This is a genomic window from Nonomuraea sp. NPDC049421 (genome assembly GCF_040677005.1).
In the GTDB taxonomy this organism is placed as follows: domain Bacteria; phylum Actinomycetota; class Actinomycetes; order Streptosporangiales; family Streptosporangiaceae; genus Nonomuraea; species Nonomuraea salmonea.
The window spans coordinates 283,343-304,705 of the sequence record NZ_JBFAQA010000009.1 but is presented as its reverse complement, the minus strand read 5'-3'; the positions used below and the strand labels follow the sequence as shown (position 1 = coordinate 304,705).

The window sequence follows — 21,363 nt, the reverse complement described above, 5'->3', positions numbered from 1 at the left end:
CCCGACGCGTCCAGGCGTGAGCCCGTGCCGTTTCCGGCACGGGCTCACCTGACGGTCAGCCGGTGTTCTGCAGGCCGGCCGCGACCCCGTTGACCGACAGCAGCAGCAGCGTGGACAGCCGGTCGCGCTCCTGCTCCGACGGGTTGCCGGTGCGCAGCGCGCGCAGGGCCCTGAGCTGCAGGTGCGACAGCGCGTCCACGTACGGGTCGCGCAGCTGCACGGCCCTGCTGAGCACCTTGCGGTTCTCCAGCAGCCGGGTGTGCCCGGTGACGCGCAGCACCAGCTCGCGGGTGCGGTCGTACTCCTCCAGGACCTGCCTGCTGAAGTCCTCCCGCCCGCCCAGCGCGAGGTAGCGCTTGGCGATCGAGCGGTCGGTCTTGGCCAGCGACATCTCGGCGTTGTCCAGCAGCGCGTTGAACAGCGGCCACTCCTGGTACGCCGCCCGCAGCTCGTCGACGGAGCCGACGGAGGCGAGGCCGGTGCCGAGGCCGTACCAGCCGGGCAGGTTGACCCTGGTCTGCGCCCAGGCGAACACCCACGGGATGGCCCGCAGGTCGTCCAGCGAGCGGGGCGCGCCGAGCCCGCGCCGCGCCGGGCGGGAGCCGAGCCGCAGCGTGCCGATCTCCTCCAGCGGGCTGACCAGGCCGAACCACTCGGGGAAGCCGGGCGCCTCGGTCAGCGCCCGATACGCCTGCTCGGAGGCGGTCGCCACCTGCTCGGCCAGCCCGCGGAAGCGCTCGGCGGCGGCGGCCGTGCGCTCGCTCACGGTGGGCGACGAGGCCATGAGCACCGCGTTGGCCACCTGCTCCAGGTGGCGGCGGGCGATGGCGATGTGGCCGTAACGGGCGAAGATGACCTCGCCCTGCTCGGTGACCTTGAACCGGCCCGCGACCGAGCCGGGCGCCTGGGCCAGCACCGCGCGGTTGGCCGGGCCGCCGCCGCGGCCGAGCGCGCCGCCCCTGCCGTGGAACATGCGCAGCTTGACGTCGTGCTCGGCGGCCCAGGCGGTCAGCGCCTCCTGCGCCTCGTACAGCCGCAGCGTGGCGGCGGCGGGGCCGAGCTCCTTGGCCGAGTCGGAGTAGCCGAGCATGATCTCCATGCGCCGGCCGGTGTCGGCGAGCCGCTGCCGCACCTGCGGGATGTCCAGCATGCCGGTCAGCACGCGGGCCGAGTTGGCGAGGTCCTCGCCCGACTCGAACAGCGGCACCACGTCGAGCACCGGCGCGCGGTCGCCGAGCGCGTGGCGGGCCAGCTCGTGGACGGCGGCGATGTCGTCGGCCGTGCGGGTGAAGGAGACCACGTAGCGGGAGCACGCCTTGACGCCGAAGCGCTCCTGGATCCAGCCGATCACCCGGATCGTGGCGAGCACCTCCTCGGTGCGCTCCGACGGCTCCGCGCCCGTACGCAGCTCCTCCAGGGCCGCCGCGTGCACCTGGGAGTGCTGGCGCACCTCCAGCTCGGCCAGGTGGAAGCCGAACGTCTCCACCTGCCAGATGAGGTGCTGCAGCTCCCCGTACGCCTGGCGCGGCGCGGAGGCGGCCAGCGACTCCTGGGCCAGCCGCAGGTCGGCGAGCAGCTCGTCGGGCGAGCGGTAGGCGAGGTCGAGGTCGCGGCGGTGGGTGGCGGCGATGCGGGCGGCCACGAACAGCAGCCACTGCCGGTGCGGCTCGCGCGGCGAGCGGGTCGCCAGCTCCGACACCACGTCGGGGTGGGCGTCCACCGTCGCCGCGAGCCGGGTGCGCAGCTCCGCCGAGGGCGGCGCGAACTGGGCGGAGGCGGTCAGCGTGCGGGCGATGCGGCTGCAGGCGGTCTCCAGCGCCGTCAGCACGTGCTCGGAGTGGATCTGCACGGTCTCGCGGGTGACCTTCGCGGTCACGTTGGGGTTGCCGTCGCGGTCGCCGCCGATCCAGCTGCCGTACCTGATGAAGGGCCTGGCCTGCGGCGGGCGGGTGCCGGTGTGCTCGTCGAGCGCCGCGTCGAGCGAGCGGTAGACCTGCGGCACCGTACGGAACAGCGTCTCGTCGAAGGCGGCCATGGCGGTGCGCACCTCGTCGAGCGGGTCGAGCTTGGTGGAGCGGAGCTGGGCCGTACGCCACAGCAGGTCGATCTCCTCCAGCATGCGCCGCTTGTTCTCGGCGCGCTCGGAGGCGCCGCGTCCCGGCGCGTTGTACTCGGTGAGCTGGCCGCTGATGCGCTGGATCGCGGTGACGACGGCCCGCCTGCGGGCCTCCGTGGGGTGGGCGGTGAGCACGGGATGCAGCTCAAGCCCCTCCAGCAGCTCGCCGACCCGTTCGTGCCCCAGCTCCTGTACGGCCTGCGCGAGCGATTCGCGCTGCACCCGGCCCTCGGCGTCGCGCTCCCGCAGCGTACGGATGCGGTAGTGCTCCTCGGCCAGGTTGGCCAGGTGGAAGTAGCAGGTGAACGCGCGGGCCACGGCCACGGCCCGCTCGATCTCCCATCCGGCGACCATCTCGGTGATCACGTCGGCCGAGATCTCACCCTTGCGCGCCGAGATGACGGCTTTGCGCAAGCGTTCGACATCGGCCAGCAGGTCTTCGCCGCCCTGCTCGGCGAGCACCTGGCCGAGCAGTTTGCCGAGCATGCGCACATCGTGGCGTAGCTCGTCCGGCATCTCGGTTACGGCCGCACTGCGACGCTCGAGCCCCTGGTCAATCATGTTTCGAAGGGTAGCGAGTCGGATTTCACAGCCGTAGACCGGTCTCAGGTATTGGACTAGACCACTGGTCAGGTGGGTTTCGACACCGCCGCGAGCAGCTCCGGCGTACGACGGAAGCCGACCCTGGCGGCCAGCCGCCGCCCGAGCGTCTCCAGCAACAGCCCGTAGAAGGGCGCGAGCACGGTGATCCAGGTGAGCCCGAACGCGAGCGGCACCGCGAACGGCAGCACGAGCACCGCGATGGCGACCATGGCGCCCGCCGCCGAGGCGAACGCCTGCCCGCCCTGGCCGGGGGCGGCGCCGGTGAAGGCGTTCATCCGGTCGGGCACCGTGTACGGCAGCACGACGCTGCTCACCGAGCCCACCCCGAGCCCGACGCCGAGCACGCCCCACCCGGCGAGCGCGGCGGGCAGGATGGCCTCGGGGTGGCCGACGTACAGGGAGGAGCCCACGGCGATCACGGTCAGCAGCGGCACGGCGATGAGCGCGTTGGCGAGGTGGCGGCCCGCGAGGTCGGCGGCCAGGCCGCGCTCGGTGCCGAACGCGACGGCGTTCATCCACAGGGAGCGGCCGTCGATGCCGAACGCGTTGACGGCCTGCAGAGCGATCATCCCCGCGCCGAGCGCGGTCAGCCCGATCGGCGTGCCGGAGCCGCCGCCCTGGTTGGTCAACGAGAACGCCAGGATGACGGTGACCACGATGGCGCTGAACCAGCCGATGCGGTAGCGCGGCTCGCGCCTGATGTACTTCAGCTCCTTGGTCACCACGGCGGCCAGCGGGCCGTCGGGCAGGAACCGGTCGGCCAGGCCGCTCTCCCTGCGGACGGAGGCCGCCTGCGTGGAGACGTCGGGCGTGACCAGGGCCCGGCTGAGCGCCTTGATCCACAGCACCGCCAGCACCACGGCGACCAGCGCGACCAGCGCCACCTCGCCGAGCCCGAGCAGCCCGCCGTCGGTGATCGCGTGGGCCAGCATGCCGGGCGGCGTCCAGCGCAGCACGCCGGCCAGGCCGTGCAGCAGCGCGACGGGGTCGCCGAAGCCGCGGTTGACGAGCAGGTTGGGCAGCTGCGCGAGCAGGACGACGAGCAGCGCGGCCACGGCCAGCACGTCACGTCCGCGCCGGGTGCGCAGCGCGCTGGACAGCGCCGTGGTGATCAGCCGGGAGGCCACCACGCAGAGCGCGAACTGCACCAGCACCGCGAGCAGCCCGATCAGCCAGCCGCCCGGCCCGGAAGCCAGGCCGACGAGCGCGCCGAGCGTGATGACGAGCAGCGCGACCGGCCAGACGCCGGTGACGGACGCGGTGAACATGCCGATCGCCAGCCTGCGCGTGCCGAGCGGCAGGAGCGCCAGCTTGGCCGGGTCGAGCGTGTCGTCCAGGCCGAACGCCAGCAGCGGCACGATCATCCAGCCCAGCAGCAGGGCGGCGAAGGCGAGGGTGACGAGTGAGGCGGCGACGTCGGGCGGTGCCAGCCGCAGCAGGCTCATGAGGAAGAAGCCGAGCACGGCCAAGCCGGCCGCCACGACGAGGGTGAACAGGAAGCCGATCTTGCGTTGCAGGTCGCCGCGTAGGTTGCCGGCCAGCAGGCGCAGCTTGAGCTGCGCGAAGAGCGCGACCGTGCTCATGACGCGGGCCCCTGCGTGGGGGCTTGGCCTGGGGCTTGGCCTGGGGCTTGGCCTGAGGCTTGGCCGGGCGCTTGGCCCGGCGTTCGGCCGGGCTGGGAGCCGAGCCAGGTGAGGCCCGCTTCGCCGCCGCCCGGCGCGCCGCCGACCAGGTCGAGGAACGCCTCGTTGAGGCTGCGCGCACCGCGTACGTCCGTTAACGGGCCCTGCGCCACGATCTGGCCCGCGCTCATCACCGACACCCAGTCGCACAGCCGCTCGACCAGGTCCATCACGTGGCTGGAGAAGATGACGGTGGAGCCTGAGGCGGTGTAGCGGCGCAGCACCTCGGTGAGCGTGTTGGCGCTGACCGGGTCGACGCCCTCGAACGGCTCGTCGAGGAAGAGCACCGACGGGTTGTGCAGCAGCGCGGCGGCCAGGCCGATCTTCTTGCGCATGCCGGTGGAGTAGTCGACGACCAGCTTGTCGGCGCTGGCGGTGAGGTCCATCACGGCGAGCAGCTCGTTCGCTCGCTCCTCGACGTCGGCTCTGGGGATACCCCGCAGGCGGCCGTTGTAGATCAGCAGCTCGCGGCCCGACAACCGCTCGAACAGCCGCAGCCCCTCCGGCAGCACGCCGATGCGGGCCTTGACCGCGACCGGGTCGTGCCAGACGGAGTGGCCGGCGATCTCGGCGACGCCGCCGTCGGGACGCAGCAGGCCGGTGATCATGCTGAGCGTGGTCGTCTTGCCGGCTCCGTTGGGCCCGACGAGCCCGGCGAAGCTTCCCGCGGGGACCACCAGATCGACGCCGGCGACGGCGATCTGCTGCCCGTAGCGCTTGAACAGGGCGTGCGTGCGTACGGCGTCCGTCATGGAACCACTCTAGGAGGAGGGGCTAGCCTTGCGCGCATGACCACTGCCGAGCCGATGCCGGAAGAGCCGGACATCCACACCACCGCAGGGAAGATCGCCGACCTGGAGCTTCGGCTTGACGAGGCCGTGCACGCGGGGTCCGCGGCGGCGGTGGAGAAACAGCACGCCAAGGGCAAGATGACGGCCAGAGAACGGGTGCTGGCGCTGCTCGACGAGGGCTCGTTCGTGGAGTTCGACACGTTCGCCAGGCACCGCTCGACCATGTTCGGGCTGGACAGGCGGCGGCCGTACGGCGACGGCGTGATCACCGGCCACGGCACGATCGACGGCCGGCAGGTGTGCGTGTTCTCGCAGGACGTGACGGTGTTCGGCGGCTCGCTCGGCGAGGTGTACGGCGAGAAGATCGTCAAGGTGCTCGACCTGGCGCTCAAGACCGGCTGCCCGATCATCGGCATCAACGAGGGCGGCGGCGCCCGCATCCAGGAGGGCGTGGTCGCGCTCGGCCTGTACGCCGAGATCTTCAAGCGCAACGTGCACGCCTCCGGCGTGATCCCGCAGATCTCGCTCATCATGGGCGCCGCGGCCGGCGGCCACGTCTACTCCCCCGCGGTCACCGACTTCGTGGTGATGGTGGACCAGACCTCGCACATGTTCATCACGGGTCCCGACGTGATCAAGACGGTGACCGGTGAGGAGGTGACGTTCGAGGAGCTGGGCGGCGCGCACGCGCACAACACGAAGTCGGGCGTGGCCCACTACCAGGCCACCGACGAGCAGGACGCGCTCGACTACGTCAAGGCGCTGCTGTCGTACCTGCCGTCCAACAACCTCGACGAGGCGCCCGCGTACGAGGCGGCCGACGACCTCGACCCCGATCCCGAGCTGGACGCGCTGATCCCCGACTCGGCGAACCAGCCGTACGACATGCACCGGGTGATCGAGCTCGTGCTGGACGACGGCGAGTTCCTGGAGGTCCACGCGCAGTTCGCGCCGAACATCGTGGTCGGGTACGGCCGGGTGGACGGGCAGCCGGTGGGCGTGGTGGCCAACCAGCCCATGCATTTCGCCGGATGCCTAGATATCAAGGCATCGGAGAAGGCCGCCCGATTTATTCGAACATGTGATGCCTTCAATATTCCTATCTTGACTTTTGTTGACGTACCGGGTTTCCTGCCCGGCACTGATCAGGAATGGAACGGAATCATCCGCCACGGCGCCAAGCTCCTCTACGCGTACGCCGAGGCCACGGTCCCGCTCATCACCGTGATCACCCGCAAGGCGTACGGCGGCGCGTACGACGTCATGGGGTCCAAACACCTCGGCGCGGACGTCAATCTGGCCTGGCCCACCGCGCAGATCGCGGTCATGGGGGCACAGGGCGCGGTCAACATCCTCTACCGGCGCGAGCTGGCCGCCTCCGACGATCCCGACGCGCGCCGGGCCGAGCTCGTCACCGCGTACGAGGACACGCTGGCCAACCCGTACATCGCGGCCGAACGGGGCTATGTGGACGCGGTGATCCGGCCGTCCGACACCAGGCCGCAGGTCGTCAGGGCGCTGCGCGCGCTGCGGAACAAGCGGGCCACACTCCCGCCCAAGAAGCATGGGAACATCCCGCTGTGACGCCACATCTGCGTATTGTCCGGGGCGACGCCACGCCCGAGGAGATCGCCGCGTTGGTCACCGCGCTGGCGGCGCGGCGCCGTCCGGCGACCGAAACGGAGAGTGCTCCAGTTTCGCGTCGCCAAACCTGGCGAAACCCCGCCAGAGCTATGCGTAAGCCTGTCGTCCCAGGGAAGTCGGCATGGCGGATGAGCGCACTACCCTAGATAGATCCTGCGAATCGGGTGTCAAGTTCCCCGGGAGTTGGGACTATCTAGAGAAAGTAGGCGTATATAGTCAGCCGATCAACTAACACCGCGGCCTGGAGGACGACATGGCCATCCCAGACCTCATGCCGCATCCTGTGGCAGCCAAGTACGCCGTCCTAGTGGATGTCGGTTATCTGTACGCGGCGGCAGGTGAAGTGCTGCTCGGTGCGAAGGAGCGCAAGGAATATCGGGTGGCCGCCGATGAGCTCATCCAGAGTCTACAGAAACATGCAGAAGCACGTATTTCTGGCGAACTTCTGCGGATCTATTGGTATGACGCCGCCCGTGATCGCGTGCCGACCGTCGACCAGCGTGTGATCGCCCAGCTTCCGTGGGTCAAGGTGCGCCTCGGCAACCTGAACGCCCGTGGCCAGCAGAAAGGCGTCGACGCGCAGATCCGGAGCGATCTGGAGGCACTGGCCAGGCATCACGCGGTCACCGACACCATCCTGCTGGCGGGCGATGAGGACATGGTCCCGGCGGTCGAGGCGGCGCAGGCGTACGGCGTGCGCATCCACCTGTGGGGCGTAGAACCGCCTTACGGCACCAACCAGGCGGAACGCCTGGTGTGGGAGTCCGACACCGTCGAAGTGATCAGCGCAGATTTTCTGAGGCCCTTTTTCAGCCGTGCTCCCCAGCCCGTCCCCGTCACCCCACCCGCCGCCGCGCCCTCGCCCGCGCAGGTCTTCGCCGGGCGCGCCCCCGTCAAACCGCACGCCAAACCCGGCCAGGTCGCCAAACTGGGGCCGAGCCGGCCGCGCGTGGAGGACGTGGGCGAGCACGTCGCCCAGAAATGGATCCTGACCCGGGGCCGCGACAACATCCGCGACCTGCTCCCCGGGCCGATCCTGCCCACCGTGATCGACACCGAGCTGCTGATCGAGGCGGAGAAGGAGCTCGGCCACTCGCTGCGGCCCTACCCGGAGGCGCGGGTGTGGCTGCGTGACGGGTTCTGGGCGCGGGTGTACCGCGAGTTCGACCTGGGGGTGGGCGTCTCGTCCAAATAGCGGGGGTTCCGGGGCCTTCCCTGAGAAGGCCCTCCATTCCGGCTGTACGAGGCCCTCCGGCGAGAAGCTCCGAGGCCGCCACCTGGGGTGTCACGGCATGGTCCGATTTCCGCCAGTCGTCACCCCTGGGGAGCGCATACCGTCGGAGACATGGCCCTACAAGAGCTCGACTTCGACTCCTGCTACCGGGCCGTCTCCGCCAGGGACCCCCGGTTCGACGGCCGTTTCTACACGGCGGTGACGACCACGCGCATCTACTGCCGTCCGATCTGCCCCGCCCGTACGCCGGCGTCGCGGAACGTCCGCTTCTACCGGCACGCGGCCTCGGCCGAGGCGGCCGGGTTCCGGCCGTGCAAGCGCTGCCGGCCCGAGCTGTCGCCCGGCGACCCCGGCTGGGACCTGCGCGGCGACCTCGTCGGCCGGGCCCTGCGGCTCATCGACGACGGCGCCGCCGACGAGCAGGGCGTGGCGGGGCTGGCCAGGCGGCTGCACATCACGGAACGCCACCTGCACCGGCTCTTCGTCGCCGAGCTGGGCGTCGGGCCGCTGGCGGTCGCACGGACCAAACGGCTCCTGCTCGCCAAGCAGCTCCTGACGGAGACGGCGCTGCCGGTGACGGAGGTGGCGTTCGCGGCGGGGTTCGGCAGCGTGCGGCAGTTCAACGCGACGATGCGCGAGACGTACGGCTTCACACCGAGCGAGCTGCGCGCCACCGCCGGCCCCCGCGCCGCCCTCCTCGCCCACGCGTCCGTTCCGGCCGTGGACGCGGCTTCACCCGGAAGCGCGGCGGACTCGGTCTTGAACGTGGCGCATCCTGCGGACAGATCGGACAGTGCTGCCGGGGCGGTGACGCTTCGGCTGCGGTTGCACCGGCGGGAGCCGTACGACGTGGACGGCGTCTTCTCGTTCCTCGCCTCCCGTGCCATACCGGGGCTGGAGGTGGCGGACCGGACCTCGTACCGCAGATCAGTCCAGGGCGGGACGATCACCCTCACCCCGCGCCCCGACCACATCGCGCTGGACGTGGCCGTCGAGGACACCAGGCAGCTCGCGAGGATCGTCGCCCGCTGCCGCCGCCTGCTCGACCTCGACGCCGACCCCGAGGCCATCTCGGACGTCCTCCGCCACACCTCACTCGGCCCGCTCGTCGCGGCCCGGCCTGGACTGCGGGTGCCGGGCACGTTCGACGGGTTCGAGCTGGCCGTACGGGCGGTCGTGGGCCAGCAGATCTCGGTGGCCGGGGCGCGTACGCTGCTCGGCCGGATCGTGGCCGGAGCGGCCGCGCCCGGTGGCCTCTTCCCCACCCCCGATCAACTCCTCGACACCGACCTGAGCGGCCTCGGCATGACCAACCGCCGCGTCGACACGCTCAAAGACCTGGCCGCCCGCCTCACCGACGGGCAGCTCGACCTGGACGGCGGGCAGGACCCCGCCGAGGCGGTGGCGGCGCTGCTGGAGGTCCGCGGCATCGGGCCGTGGACGGCCGGCTACATCGCCCTGCGCGCCCTGCGCGACCCCGACGCCTGGCCCACGGGCGACCTGGTGCTGGTCAAGCGCATGGCCGCCCTGGGGATTCCGAACGACCACATCGAGCGGTGGCGCCCGTGGCGGGCGTACGCCGCCCTGCACCTCTGGAGTTCATCATGATCGCTGCTCAGCTCGTACCGTCGCCGGTGGGCCCGCTGGCGCTGCTCGCCCGCGAGGGCGTGCTGGTCGCGGCCGGTTTCACCGCCGAGCCGAAGGAGATGTTCGCCCGGCTCACGCCCGCCCTGCAGGCGGAGGGCCTGGAGATCGTGGACGACCTGGGCGCCGCCGCCGAGGCGGCCCGGGCGTACCTCGCGGGTGACCTGGACGCGCTGGACGCCGTACCGGTCTCGCAGCCCGGCTCCCCCACCCGCCGCCGCCTGCACGCGGCGCTCCGCGAGGTCAAGGCGGGAACGACCGTCTCGTACGCGGAACTGGCCGAGCGGGCCGGCCTCCCGAAGACGGCCGCGAGAGCCGCCGGCTCGGCCTGCGCCCAAAACCTCATCGCCCCCTTCGTCCCCTGCCACCGGGTATTGCCCAGCGGTGGTGGATATGGCGGCTATTACTACGGCGTACCGGTAAAAGAATGGCTGCTCGCCCACGAACGTGGAGGTATCGTCAACCCTACGTAAAGGGCGAGTAGCTTTCGGTAACGTGCTCCGCATGGTGACAATCGAACATGAGTACCTCCTCGAATTAGTACGCAACGATCCTTCTCTGGTTGCCACCCTGATGGCCAAGGCAGGCATTCCCACACCTGCCTTCGACGCAGCCGAGCTGGGCACATGCGACTTCACCGACCGTCGGCCCACGGAATACCGGGCCGACACGGTCGTCGTCTTCAAACGCAAGGGCAAGCCGGTCCACGCAATCGTCCTGGAAGTGCAACGCCAACCGGACAAAGGCAAGAAGTGGTCCTGGCCGGTATACATATCAACGCTACGGGCAATCCGGAAATGTCCGGTAACCCTCCTCGTCTTCTGCGAGAACCCCGCAACCGCCCTGGACTGCGCCCGCCCCATCGACATGGGCCACCCAGGGTGGATCCTGAAACCCATCGTCGTAGACCCCTCAAAAGTCCCTAAGATCACCGACCTCGACCAAGCGATCAATCACCCCGAGCTCACCGCCCTCTCGACCATCGTGTACGGCGATCCCGACACACCAGAGGGTATGGAGGTCCTGAGAACTTTCGTCAGGGCCGCACTCAAGCGCCCACCGGACCAGCCAAGTTATGCTGAGCTGGTACTCATGCTGGTACCCAACTTCGACATCGCCCGACTCGCCGAGGAGGCTGGCATGGCCGTAACCATCGAAGACGCTATGGAACACCCATTCGTGCGGCAGTGGGTGGAATTCGGCGAGGCTAAGGGCGAAGCCAGAGGCGAGGCCAGGGGCGAGGCCAGGGGCGAAGCCAAATCCATCATCACGATGCTCCACCTGCGGGGCGTCGCCATCTCCCCCGAGGACGAGGAACGCATCCGCTCCTGCACCGACCACGACGTCCTCGACGACTGGCTCAGCAAAGTACTCAAGGTCCACAACGTGGACGAGCTCTTCGACTGATCTCAACCCTCCGGGCCGCACCGCACCATACCGTGCGCCCCGGCCCGGAGGTCCAGCCACGGCATGTTGATAAGCCACACTTCCGGCATCAGCCGGGCGCAGCCGACAGACGATGCCAGAATTCAGGCTGCCAACATGCGACACCCCCTACTGAAGGAATTTCGCATGCCGGTAACTTTCGAACAACTTATGGAAGTCCCATACGTCCGCCGATACATTGAATTGGGCGCTGCTCTAGCCGAAGCAAGGGGCATGGTCAGAGTCCTTATCTGGGTGCTCAACGAGCGAGGTCTCGCCGTCTCGCCCGAGGCTGAGGAACGCATTCGCTCCTGCACCGACCACCGCGTCCTCAGCGATTGGGTCGGCGGAGCGCTCACGGTCAGCAGTGTCGAGGAACTCTTCGAGGAGGTCAGGGAGGGCGCGGCGTAGGTCTCAGTCCTGCGGCGTCGGTCGTCAGACCCCGGCGTTACTCGGTGCCAGGCGTCGTGCGGGGCCCGGCCGCTGAGCCCCTTCGGGTAGCGGCCGGGTCGCGCATATAGAGGGTCAGTTCGCTGGTGGGGTGACGTTGCTTTGGATCTCGCCCACCGGGACGTCTCGGGTGGCGCTGACCTCCACTGGGGCGAACTGGACCGGCACCGCGTTGTCGGCCACCTCGACCGGCCACACCGTGGAGACCGTCAGCGTGTACTTCTCGCCCGGCTGGTCGATCGACGAGTGCAGATAGCGGACGCCGCAGGAGAACGTGCCGCTCTTGGTGAACGGCTTGCCGGCGGCTCCGCAGCCCGATTCCGTCACCTCGGCGCGGTCCTGTGAGGTGCCGGGGTCGATCTTGATTTCCTTGAGGGTGGCGACCAGGGTGACGCTCATGACGCCGGGGATGGACGCGGTGACCGTGCGGGTCGGCTCGCCGACGCCGTCGAGCCACACCCAGGTGGGCAGGTTGACGTAGCTCTTGGCGTCGGGGTTGAGCTTGATCGTGGGCTTGGGGACGGTCAGCGCGGCCCGCGCGACCTCGGCCAGCTGCTCAAGGGTGATGCCCGACGGCGGGGTGGTGTTCGGCGGGGCGAAGACGAACAGCTCAAGGCCGGCCCAGCAGGCCGCGCCGTTGGGGTCTGCCTTGTTGTAGGCGGGCACCCACCACAGCCCCTCCTGGCCCAGCTTGTCCTTGAACGGCTGGATGAACTCGCGGAAGCGATCCGTGTCCGCCTGCGTCCTGTTGCCCCGGGGGTCGGAGATCTTCCTGAACATCTCCTCGGCGTTCCCGGCCGGCTCGTACCAGCAGGGCCGCTTGATGCGGTAGCCGTCGCTCTCGCCGCCCCTGGAGCCGCTGATCTTGATGGTGTCCGTGGAGATGTCGAGGTGGCGGGTGCGCCCCTCGCCACCGCCCCGGACGTTCACATCGGGCGGCTCCCCCTCGCCGGGGGGCGCCTGGTAGCCGGCCATGAGGCTGCTCGCCAGCAGTACGGAGATCAGGGTTCTCATCGGGTGCACCGTTCCTCGACTCTCGCGCGGCTCCTGATGCGCCACACCCCGTCGTCACCCCGGTGCGCGAGCACGCTCTGGGGGTACGGGCTGCGCATCCAGCGGGGCTGGTTCGGGATGGGTTTCCCGGTGTCGGCCGAGACCACCTTGACGTCTCTCTCGTCGATGCAGGCGTTGATCTGGGCGCCCTTGCCGTACACGGCGGCGACGCGCAGGTTGTAGAGGCGTGCCGTGCCGCGGATCGTCTCGCCCTGGTCGGTGAAAGCGCGGATCCAGTCGGAGATGGACACCTCGGCCTCGTACTCCAGGTTGTGCCCATAGCCCGACGCGCCTTCCGCGATGGCTCTGCGGACGCCGAGGTAGTAGTCGACCATGGTCTTGACCAGCGGGTCGGGGCGCGCCGGCCACTCGATGCGCACCCACATGGCCTCCCCGACCTCGACCGTCTGCGTACCGGTCGGGACGGCCGTCGGTGACGACGCGGGTGCGGACTCCGGCGGATCGGTCTCCGGCTCGGCGCTCGCGGTGCTCCTCGCCGGAGCGGGCTGCGCGGCCTCCTGGGGGCGGTACGGGGGATCCGCCGTACCGCACCCGGCCGCAAGTATTAAGGCGATCACCATCGCCGTACGTCTCATGCCGATGACTCCCTCACCACATGTATGCGCCACGTGGGCAGCAGTTCTTCGATCAGCGCCTCGGTTTCGGGGGCCATGCCGCCCCCGTACGGGTGCGAGGCGGCCCGCCTGGTCAGCCCCTCGACGACGGCCCGCAGGCGTACGGTGTCCTCGGTCGCGTGGGTGGCCCTGAGCAGGTCCCGCCAGAGGCCCTCGTCGTCGGGCGCGAGCAGCAGCGCGGCGCGTACGGCGGCCACCGCGGCGTCCGGCTGCCCTTGGGCGAGCCGGATCTCGCAGAGCTGGTGGGCGGCGTCGGCGACGGCGGCCGTCACGTCGTACTCCAGGTCGTCGGCGGCCAGCCAGGCGTAGCCCCCGGGCCGGCGTCCGGCCAGCAGCGGGCCTCTGACCAGGCCGAGGGCCTTCTCCAGCAGGACGGCCCCGGCCGTGGGGTCGCCCTTCGCGCGGCGTACCAGCTCGCGGAAGACCGCCCAGTCGGTACGCACGCCGGGCCCCAGGCTGAGCCGCCCCGCCGCGTCGGTGTGCAGGTGCTGCGGGCCGAGCCACTCGGCGACCCTGGCGATGGTGGCGTCCCTGACGATGTCCTGGACGCCGCGCGGCCACAGCACGCCTCCGAGCACGACCGGGTGGACGCCGCCGATGTGTGTGGCGAGGTAGACCAGCAGCTCGGCGGCCAGCCCCATGCGGCCTTCCTCCAGCGGGGGCAGGCCGGTGAGCTCGACGGGGCCGAGGATCCTGACCTCGACGGCGGGCTGCTGGAGGCCGTCGAGCGGCTCGGGTTCGCGCATGGGCTCGCCGTCGAGCCGGTCGGCGGTGCGGAACAGGTCGACCAGGGCGCGGTAGTGGCGGCGGGGCAGGAGCTGGGCGTCCACCTCGAAGCCGAGCTCGGCGATCCTGGCCCGGCCGTCGTCGCCGATCTCCAGCGTCCAGGTGGCGTGCGGCACCTCGCCCGCCACCACGTAGCCGGCGGTGTCGCGGCGGGCCAGCAGCGCCAGCCTGCGCGCCTCCTCGTGGGTGGGGGCGACGGCGGACAGCAGGTAGTGGGCGCGGCGGGGGCTGCCGGTGATGCGGCCGGTCAGCACCTCCGTACGCGGCGCGGCACCGGCTTCGAGCTCGGGCAGCACCTCGGCCAGGCCGCCGACCGCCCTGATGCGGCCGGGCGCGATCGCGGTCAGCTCGGCGCCGAAGCCGACGAGCGTGATGCGCATGCGGTCGGACCAGCGGTTGGTGGCCAGCTCGACGGCGAGCGCGGCGAGCGCGGCGGTGGTCTGCGCGCCGCGCACGTTGATCAGGCCCTGCGCGGCCTCCAGGTCGATGAGCACACGCCCGCCGTCGTCGGTGCCGATGGACACGAGCCCCGGGTACGGGGCGCCCGCGTGTCCCCTGTCGGGCGGGTCGGGCAGCAGGCGGCCCTCGTGCGCGGGCAGGCGCCAGACCTGGCCGCCGTCCACGGCGATCCAGGGCGCGGGCGGGTCGGGGTCCGGCGGGTGGATCCACAGGTCGAGGGTGCGGGGCGACAGGTGGGCTCCGTACACGGTGGGCGGGGTGCGGCGGCGCGCGGCCAGCTCGGCGCCCAGCATGCGCAGGCCGACGTCGAGCACGCGGGCGCCCGGCGCGTCGCTGCCGAGCCTGAGCGCGACCTCGGCCTGCGCGGCGTCGTCGTGCGGCCGGGCGATCCTGCGGCCGAACACCCGCCGCCAGAGCTGCTCGCGGCGCTTGCCGGCCAGCACGAACAGCAGGCCCGCGGCGGCCAGGGAGGCGGCGGCGAGGTAGTCGACGAGGTCGCCGTCCCGGCTCTCCTGGATGACCGGCTGCTGCTCCTGGCGCCCCTGCCGCTGCTCCTGCCGTTCCTGGCGCTGCTCGGGGCGCTGATCGCGGCGCTGCTCCTGGGCGGCCTCCGGCTTGCTGTGCTTGCCGGGGGCCTTCTTCGGCAGCTCCCGCTCCACCTGCGCGCGGCCTGGATGCTCGCGCAGCGTCTTCTCGCGCGGCTGGTCGGCGGGGACGATGTGGGCGTTACGCGCGTCGTCCGGCATGTCGAGCACCCAGCCGGGCCTGATCAGGTCGGCCATCTTCAGCCGGGTGCCGTCGGGTTGTTCCTTGGCCTGGTTGAGCCGGTAGATCTCGTGGTAGCGGCGGCCGTCGCCCAGGCACTTCTCGGCGATCTCCCACAGGCTCTCGTGGTGGCGGCCGTGCGGGGGCTGCACCACGTACACCTTCTTGGTCTTGGGGGTCTCCAGCGTCTGCTCGACGAGCGGCGCGGAGTACGCGACCGCCGTCACCGGCGGCGCGGCGGGCGTGGGCGCCAGCTTGACCAGCGGCGCGACCATCGCCCCTGCCGTGAACAGCAGCAACGCGGCCGAGACGAGCTTGTTGGCGAGGAACTGGGTGCCGCCGGACAGCGGGACCCTGGCGGGCATGCCGACCCTGCGGACCCCGGCGTAGACCTCGACGAGCACGCACACGAACAGCTGGAACCAGGCCAGCCACACCAGCAGCACGAGCACCGCGATGATCGTGCTCGGGCCGACGTTGCCGGTCAGCACCTCCAGGTCGAGCAGCTCGGGCCTGATGGGCGGCCCGACGAAGGTGAGCAGCGCGTACGGCACGCCGCCCACGAGCCCGACCAGCACGACCAGCGCGGCGAGACCGGCCAGCACGTCACCGGCGCTGCGCCTGCCCGAGGCACGCGCGGGGACACGCGCGGGGACATGGCGTCCGTGAGGACGCGCGGGCTGTCGCGTCGGCATCGCCTCTCCTTTCCTGGTCCAGGGTCGTGCCGCGAAAAGTCCCGCTGCCATCGACCGGCGGGATTCGGTCTATCTCGCTTCGGGTGCGGCGGTGGCCTCGCCGGTCATCTCGGCGCCGGAGAAGCCGATCGCGCCGAGGAAGAACGCCTCCCACCGCACCGACACGGTGACCGTCACCTGGGCCCCGCCCTGCCCGACCGTGCACTCCCCCGGGTTGACGTCGTCGCCGCCCTGGGCCGCGACGATCTCGTCGGCCCTGGCGCACACCTCGTCCTCGCCGAGCAGCCGGGTCTCGCCGGTCTCGCGGAGGTGGTCGACGTCGAGCTGGTCGGCGGCGGCCCTGGCGGCCTGCTCGGCCACGTCGGCGGCGCGCAGCCGGGCGTTGATCGCCGAGCCGCCGTCCACCAGCAGCCCGGCCAGCAGGAACACGACCACGGAGAACAGCACGGTGAACACCGACATCGAGCCGCGCTCGCCCCGTCTCACTCGATCCTCCTGAACTGCTCCAACGGCACCACGGCCGTCCCCTTGAGCTGCTTGGTGCCGCCGAAGCCGAGGAAGGCGAGGTCGAGCTCGCAGGTCACCTCGGCCTGGACGTGCCCGCCCTGCTCGTACTCGGAGCCGTCGAGCGAGACGGCCGACGACCGGCAGCGGTCGTCGAGCACGCTGGTGAGGATGGCCTCGGCGGCGGACTCGGCGTCGTCCCGCGTGCGCTGCACGGACGCGGCCCTGGCGGCGTCGCGCGCCGCCCCGTTGACCCGGCCCTGCGCCTCGACCAGCACCCCCGCGCCGGCCAGGAACATGAGGAACAGCAGGAAGACCGGGGCCAGCATGACGGTCTCCACCGCCATGGACCCGCGCTCACCGTCCGGGTGGGTGGTCATTGGCAGTCCTCGCCGCCGTTGTCCGGACGGAAGCACTCCACGGGCCCGCCGGAGGTGGCGGTGATCGTGAAGGCCAGCTCGGGCAGCAGCGGGATCACCTGGACGGCGCTGCCGGTCACGGTGACGAACCGCTCGTCCGGCTCCTTCTCGGACGTCGTGGCGGTGGCCTCGCGCAGCAGACTGGGCCCGATCGTACGGACGATCTCGGTGGCCTTGCCGGTGGCGGCGCCCTCCCAGGCGCCCGAGTCGAACGGCGCGGACCTGGCCACGCGGGCGCCTTCCCTGGCTGCCGCCTCCGCCACCTGGCGGGCGTGGAACCAGAGGGCGACCTGCACGATGAGCAGCGCGGTGGCGAGGATGACCGGCATGAGCATGGCCAGCTCGATCACCGTCACGCCGCGCTCATCGCGCCGTGGCCGGGCTCTCACGGGGCCTCGTCACCTCCGCCGTCACCACTGCCACCACCGCCGCCGAAGCTCTGCTCGATCTGGTTCTGCTGGTTCTCGACCAGCGTCTTGATCAGCGTGGCCAGGCCGAGCGCGACACCGGCGATGATCGCCGTGATGATCACCCATTCGACGGCCGACGCGCCCCGGGTGGGCGCGGTACGGGCGCGGTGGACGCGCACGCCGAGGTATGCGGTGAGATAAACGATCCAGGGATGGTGCATCAGACCCCCAACATCTTCATAGCGGCGGGAAAACTGAGAAAGATCACGAAACCGGCGCAGAGCAGGAGCTGGGCGACGAGCATCGACTGCGAGCGTTCGCCCGCCCTGCCCTCGATCTCGGCCAGCTCGCGGCGGCGCAGCGTGGCGGCCCTGGCGGTGAGCGAGGCGCGCACCTTGGCGCCGTCGTCGGCGACCAGGCCGAGCGCGGCGGACAGGTCGCGCAGCTCGTCGACGTTGATCTCCTCGCCGAGCTGGCCGAGCGCCTGCCACGGCGTGATGCCGACGATGCGGGCGCCGCTGAGGGCGTCGCGGATGCGGCCCATGGCCCAGTTGGGCTGGTCGCCGCTGACCGAGACGGCCATCATCAGCGCCTCGGGGACGCCGCGGCCGCCGGCCAGGTTCATGGAGACGAGGTCGAGGAAGGCGCCGACGACGTGGCGGAAGTCGCGCCGCTTGGCCGCCGCGTCCTTCCTGACCTGAAGGTCGGGCAGGAAGAAGAAGATCGCGGCCACCAGCAGCGCGGCCCAGAACGGGATGGCCAGGGAGGTGCCCCACTCCATGAGCACGAGCCAGGCCAGCAGCAGCGGGAACGCGAGCAGGCCGCTGGCCGCCAGCAGCGCCTTGGTGGCGAGGAACGCCTCGAACGAGCGGCCGAGCAGGGCCAGGTCCGCCTTGACCGACCTGACCTCCCAGCCCCGGGCGCCGTAGATGGCGGCCAGCCGGACGCCTAGTCCGCGCCGGAACGCGCTGACCTCCTCGTCCGGCAGGATGAGCTGGATGCGGGGGGCGCCGGCGTCCTCGCGCACGGCGTCGAGCGCGAGCAGCCGCGCCACCAGTCCTGGACGGGCCGGGAAGAGCGCACGGAACAGGACGAACATGCCGAGCCCGAGCACCGCTCCGGCGATCGCGCCTTCAACCACGGCCACCACCTCCGTTGGGGACGACCGGCCGTTCCGCGGCAGGCGCGGAGACGACCGCCGCACCGCCCATCAGCAGGCGGGTGGGCTTGTCGAACCTGGCCAGCCGGCGCATCCACGCGAACCCGGCGCCGAACAGCCCGGCCACGACCACGAGCACGGCCTGGCCGAGGAAGCCCTCGTACTCGGCCACGTACGACGGGTTGAAGACGACGAGCAGTCCGGCGAAGACGAGCGCGGTGATCACCACGATCTGCACGCTGCGCCGGGTGGCGCGGCGCTCGGCCTCGACGCGGCGGCGCATGTCGAGCTCCTCGCGGGCGGAGACCGCGAGCGCGCCGAGCACGTCGCGCAGGCCGGGGCCGCGCAGCTTGGAGTTGAGGATGAGCGCGGCCACGACGAGGTCGGCCGAGGGGTCGTCGAGGTCGTCGGCGAAGCGGGCGAGCGCCTCGGGCAGGGCCATCCTGGTGTGCAGCCGGTCGATCAGGGCCCGCAGGTGCGGCCTGAGCGTGGGCGCGGCGGCCCTGATGGAGGACGGGATGGCCTGTTCGAGCCCGGCCGCGCCGGCGATGGTGTCGCGCAGCGACTCGGTCCAGGCGGCCAGCCCTTCGAGGCGGCGCATGGCGGCGCGCTCCTCGGCGGCGCCGCCGGTCAGGCCGCGCCAGGCGAAGACGAGCAGCACCGTGCCGACGGCGGCGACCGGCCAGCGGGTGACGACGAGGACGAGCACGGCGGCGACGGCGGCCACGGCGGCGCGGGTGGTCAGCATCTTGACCAGGTGGCGCTTGGGGCGGCCCGGGCGGGGGCGCAGGCCGTACAGGGCGACGACGAAGAGGAACAGGCCGCCGCCTGCCACGGCGCCCGACAGCAGCGCGAGCGGGTCGAACGTGAACGGCATGCTCACCAGCCCCCCGGGTGGTAGCCGTGCGCGGCCAGCTCCTCCAGGCAGGAGAGCGGCGCGTGCGGGAGGGCGGCGCCGTCGGGGCCCGGCGCGAAGACCTCGCTGGACAGCACGCGGCCGTCGCAGCCGTTGACCTCTCGGATGCTGGAGACGTAGCGGCGCAGCTTGCCGCCGAGGTGGTAGTCGTTGCGCTTCTCGATGAAGACGACGAAGTCGATGGCGCCGGCGATGAGCATGTGGGTGGCGTCGATGGGCAGGCGCTCTGAGGCTTGCAGCGCGTACGTGGCGATGCGGTTGAAGACCTCCATGCTGGAGTTGGCGTGGATGGTCGACAGGGAGCCGTCGTTGCCCTGGGTCATCGCGTTGAGCATGGTGACGATCTCGTCGCCGAGCACCTCGCCGACGATGACGCGGCTGGGGTTCATCCGCAGGGAGCGGCGGACCAGCTCGGCCATGGAGATCTCGCCCTGGCCCTCGGAGTTGGGCAGGCGCTGCTCGAAGGCGACGACGTTGGGGTGGAGCTCGGGGAACTGGTCGAGGCCGAGCTCAAGGGCGCGTTCGACGGTGATGAGGCGCTCGGTGGCCGGGATCTCGTTGGCCAGGGCGCGCAGCAGGGTGGTCTTGCCCGCGTTGGTGGAGCCGGCGATCATGATGTTCTTGCGGGCGGCGACGGCTGCCGCGAGGAACCGCCCCACGTCCGGACTTATCGTGCCGTTGCCTACGAGGTCGGTCATGAAGACCTTGCCGAGCCGGGCGCGGCGGATCGAGATGGCCGGCCTGACCGTGACGTCCATGACCGCGCTGAGCCGGGAGCCGTCCGGCAGCCGCAGGTCGAGCTGGGGGTTGGCGGTGTCGAACGGCCGGCTCGACAGCCCGGAGTAGGCCGCCAGGATCTGGATGAGCTCGATGAGCTCCTCGTCGGACTCGGCGACCGGGTCGTGCATCAGCTCCTGGCCGTCGGCGTAGCCGACGAAGACCTTGTCGCAGCCGTTGATGTCGATGTTCTCGACCTGAGGGTCGTCGAGCAGCGGCTGGAGCCGGCCCACCCCGAACAGCGCCGCGTGGATGCCGGCCGCGAGCGCCTCTTCCTCCTCCACGGTGGGCGGGGTACGGCCGGAGCCGATCTCGTTGCGGGCGTGCTCCTCCAGCACCTGGGAGATCAGCGCCCTGGCGAACTGGCGCTCGTCCTCGCCGGTCATCGGGGGCAGGCCGTTGGCCTGGTCGAGCCGGCGCTGGTGGGCCAGGCGGTCGCCGACCTCCTGGCGGAAGCGCTTGACGAGGGAGTGGTCGATCATCGGTGGCTCACCAGCCTCTGCGCCAGGTCGCGGGCCGTACGGATGAGCAGGGAGCGGTCGAGCCTGCCGCCCCACTGGCCGCGCAGCAGCTCGGCGCCCTTGGGGTCGTGGGCCAGGCCGTGCACGTACTGCACGGTGTTGCCGACGATCCTGCGGACGTCCTCGATCGAGCCGCGGTAGTTGCGCGGGTCGGCGATCACGACGACGCCGTGCGCCTTGGTGATCTGCAGCCGCTCGCGCAGGTGGGCGACGTGGTCGAGGGTGGCCCTGGTAAGCAGCACGACCTGCTCGGCCTCGGCGATGAGGTCGCCGAGCTGCGGGTGCGCGCTCAGCCTGCCGCAGTCGGCGATGACGTCGGCGCCCGGTATGGCGGCCAGCGCCCTGCCGAGCGGGCCCCAGAGCCAGGTGAGGCCGGCCGCCTGCTCGCCGTGGCCGAGCCCGACGAGCACGTCGAGCCCGCCGACGATCTTCTGGGTGTGCTGCTGGATCTGCGCCGCCTCCAGGCCGCGCCGGGCGGTGGCGCCGAGGGTGAGCAGCCCCTTGGCCGGGTTGAGCACGCCGCCGTCGGCGGCGGGCAGCCGGTAGGCGAGGTCGCCGCCGGCGGGGTCACATTCGGCCAGCAGCACCGGACGCGGCCAGACCGCCGCCAGCGCCGTGGCGGCGGTGGTCACCCCCGGCGCGCCCTTGTCGGCCGCCAGTACGATGAGCCCCACG

21 protein-coding genes are annotated in these 21,363 nt (G+C 71.3%); 7 read left to right on the top strand and 14 right to left on the bottom strand.

The window, feature by feature from the left end:
• Window positions 1–55 precede the first annotated feature (55 nt).
• From AB0K18_RS18450 to AB0K18_RS18440, 3 genes are all read right to left on the bottom strand, one after another.
• Entirely contained in the window at window positions 56–2,677 is a 2,622-nt protein-coding gene (locus AB0K18_RS18450; protein WP_364915343.1) for a phosphoenolpyruvate carboxylase, read from the bottom strand.
• Window positions 2,678–2,745: 68 nt separating this feature from the next.
• The gene (locus tag AB0K18_RS18445; RefSeq protein ID WP_364915341.1) at window positions 2,746–4,302 is read right to left on the bottom strand and encodes a hypothetical protein; all 1,557 of its coding nucleotides are present in this window, start codon (window positions 4,300–4,302) and stop codon (window positions 2,746–2,748) included.
• Window positions 4,299–5,153: an ABC transporter ATP-binding protein gene (locus AB0K18_RS18440; RefSeq protein ID WP_364915339.1), complete on the bottom strand. Its 855-nt coding sequence runs from the start codon at window positions 5,151–5,153 to the stop codon at window positions 4,299–4,301. The genes AB0K18_RS18445 and AB0K18_RS18440 overlap by 4 nt, the downstream gene beginning before the upstream one ends.
• Before the next feature lie 36 nt (window positions 5,154–5,189).
• Here AB0K18_RS18440 and AB0K18_RS18435 point away from each other — a divergent pair, with 36 nt between their 5' ends.
• From AB0K18_RS18435 to AB0K18_RS18405, 7 genes are all read left to right on the top strand, one after another.
• Entirely contained in the window at window positions 5,190–6,776 is a 1,587-nt protein-coding gene (locus AB0K18_RS18435; protein ID WP_364915337.1) for an acyl-CoA carboxylase subunit beta, read from the top strand.
• Complete coding sequence (locus AB0K18_RS18430; protein WP_364915335.1) at window positions 6,773–6,982, top strand: acyl-CoA carboxylase subunit epsilon; 210 nt, start codon at window positions 6,773–6,775, stop codon at window positions 6,980–6,982. Before AB0K18_RS18435 ends, AB0K18_RS18430 begins: the two co-directional genes overlap by 4 nt.
• 107 nt (window positions 6,983–7,089) lie before the next feature.
• Window positions 7,090–8,031, top strand: a complete 942-nt coding sequence (locus AB0K18_RS18425) for an NYN domain-containing protein (protein WP_355411227.1) — start codon at window positions 7,090–7,092, stop codon at window positions 8,029–8,031.
• A 150-nt stretch (window positions 8,032–8,181) separates the two neighbouring features.
• Window positions 8,182–9,678, top strand: coding sequence for an AlkA N-terminal domain-containing protein (locus AB0K18_RS18420; RefSeq protein ID WP_364915332.1), 1,497 nt, complete (start codon window positions 8,182–8,184; stop codon window positions 9,676–9,678).
• Entirely contained in the window at window positions 9,675–10,187 is a 513-nt protein-coding gene (locus tag AB0K18_RS18415; RefSeq protein ID WP_364915330.1) for a methylated-DNA--[protein]-cysteine S-methyltransferase, read from the top strand. The genes AB0K18_RS18420 and AB0K18_RS18415 overlap by 4 nt, the downstream gene beginning before the upstream one ends.
• Window positions 10,188–10,218: 31 nt before the next feature.
• Window positions 10,219–11,121, top strand: a complete 903-nt coding sequence (locus AB0K18_RS18410) for a hypothetical protein (protein WP_364915328.1) — start codon at window positions 10,219–10,221, stop codon at window positions 11,119–11,121.
• A gap of 252 nt (window positions 11,122–11,373) precedes the next feature.
• Window positions 11,374–11,550 (top strand): hypothetical protein, encoded by a 177-nt coding sequence (locus tag AB0K18_RS18405; RefSeq protein WP_364915326.1) that lies wholly within the window; start codon window positions 11,374–11,376, stop codon window positions 11,548–11,550.
• A 114-nt stretch (window positions 11,551–11,664) separates the two neighbouring features.
• Here the strand turns inward: AB0K18_RS18405 and AB0K18_RS18400 are convergent, their stop codons facing one another.
• The 11 genes from AB0K18_RS18400 to AB0K18_RS18350 all read right to left on the bottom strand — a co-directional run bounded on the left by AB0K18_RS18400 (window position 11,665) and on the right by AB0K18_RS18350 (window position 21,362).
• Window positions 11,665–12,603: a hypothetical protein gene (locus AB0K18_RS18400; RefSeq protein WP_364915324.1), complete on the bottom strand. Its 939-nt coding sequence runs from the start codon at window positions 12,601–12,603 to the stop codon at window positions 11,665–11,667.
• Window positions 12,600–13,238, bottom strand: coding sequence for a hypothetical protein (locus AB0K18_RS18395; RefSeq protein WP_364915322.1), 639 nt, complete (start codon window positions 13,236–13,238; stop codon window positions 12,600–12,602). Before AB0K18_RS18395 ends, AB0K18_RS18400 begins: the two co-directional genes overlap by 4 nt.
• The gene (locus AB0K18_RS18390; protein WP_364915320.1) at window positions 13,235–15,982 is read right to left on the bottom strand and encodes a BTAD domain-containing putative transcriptional regulator; all 2,748 of its coding nucleotides are present in this window, start codon (window positions 15,980–15,982) and stop codon (window positions 13,235–13,237) included. Before AB0K18_RS18390 ends, AB0K18_RS18395 begins: the two co-directional genes overlap by 4 nt.
• Before the next feature lie 69 nt (window positions 15,983–16,051).
• Entirely contained in the window at window positions 16,052–16,468 is a 417-nt protein-coding gene (locus AB0K18_RS18385) for a pilus assembly protein TadG-related protein (protein ID WP_364915318.1), read from the bottom strand.
• Window positions 16,465–16,866 carry a TadE family protein gene (locus tag AB0K18_RS18380; RefSeq protein WP_364915315.1) on the bottom strand — a complete coding sequence of 134 codons (402 nt, stop codon included), beginning with the start codon at window positions 16,864–16,866 and terminating at the stop codon, window positions 16,465–16,467. Before AB0K18_RS18380 ends, AB0K18_RS18385 begins: the two co-directional genes overlap by 4 nt.
• A complete protein-coding gene (locus AB0K18_RS18375) occupies window positions 16,863–17,261 on the bottom strand; it encodes a TadE/TadG family type IV pilus assembly protein (protein WP_364365078.1) in 399 nt (132 codons plus the stop codon). Before AB0K18_RS18375 ends, AB0K18_RS18380 begins: the two co-directional genes overlap by 4 nt.
• Before the next feature lie 29 nt (window positions 17,262–17,290).
• Window positions 17,291–17,536 (bottom strand): hypothetical protein, encoded by a 246-nt coding sequence (locus AB0K18_RS18370; RefSeq protein ID WP_355411205.1) that lies wholly within the window; start codon window positions 17,534–17,536, stop codon window positions 17,291–17,293.
• The gene (locus AB0K18_RS18365) at window positions 17,536–18,456 is read right to left on the bottom strand and encodes a type II secretion system protein (protein WP_364915313.1); all 921 of its coding nucleotides are present in this window, start codon (window positions 18,454–18,456) and stop codon (window positions 17,536–17,538) included. Before AB0K18_RS18365 ends, AB0K18_RS18370 begins: the two co-directional genes overlap by 1 nt.
• Window positions 18,449–19,351 (bottom strand): type II secretion system F family protein, encoded by a 903-nt coding sequence (locus AB0K18_RS18360; RefSeq protein WP_364915388.1) that lies wholly within the window; start codon window positions 19,349–19,351, stop codon window positions 18,449–18,451. The genes AB0K18_RS18365 and AB0K18_RS18360 overlap by 8 nt, the downstream gene beginning before the upstream one ends.
• Before the next feature lie 2 nt (window positions 19,352–19,353).
• The gene (locus AB0K18_RS18355; protein ID WP_364915311.1) at window positions 19,354–20,649 is read right to left on the bottom strand and encodes an ATPase, T2SS/T4P/T4SS family; all 1,296 of its coding nucleotides are present in this window, start codon (window positions 20,647–20,649) and stop codon (window positions 19,354–19,356) included.
• A complete protein-coding gene (locus tag AB0K18_RS18350; RefSeq protein ID WP_364915309.1) occupies window positions 20,646–21,362 on the bottom strand; it encodes a hypothetical protein in 717 nt (238 codons plus the stop codon). The genes AB0K18_RS18355 and AB0K18_RS18350 overlap by 4 nt, the downstream gene beginning before the upstream one ends.
• Window position 21,363 lies beyond the last annotated feature (1 nt).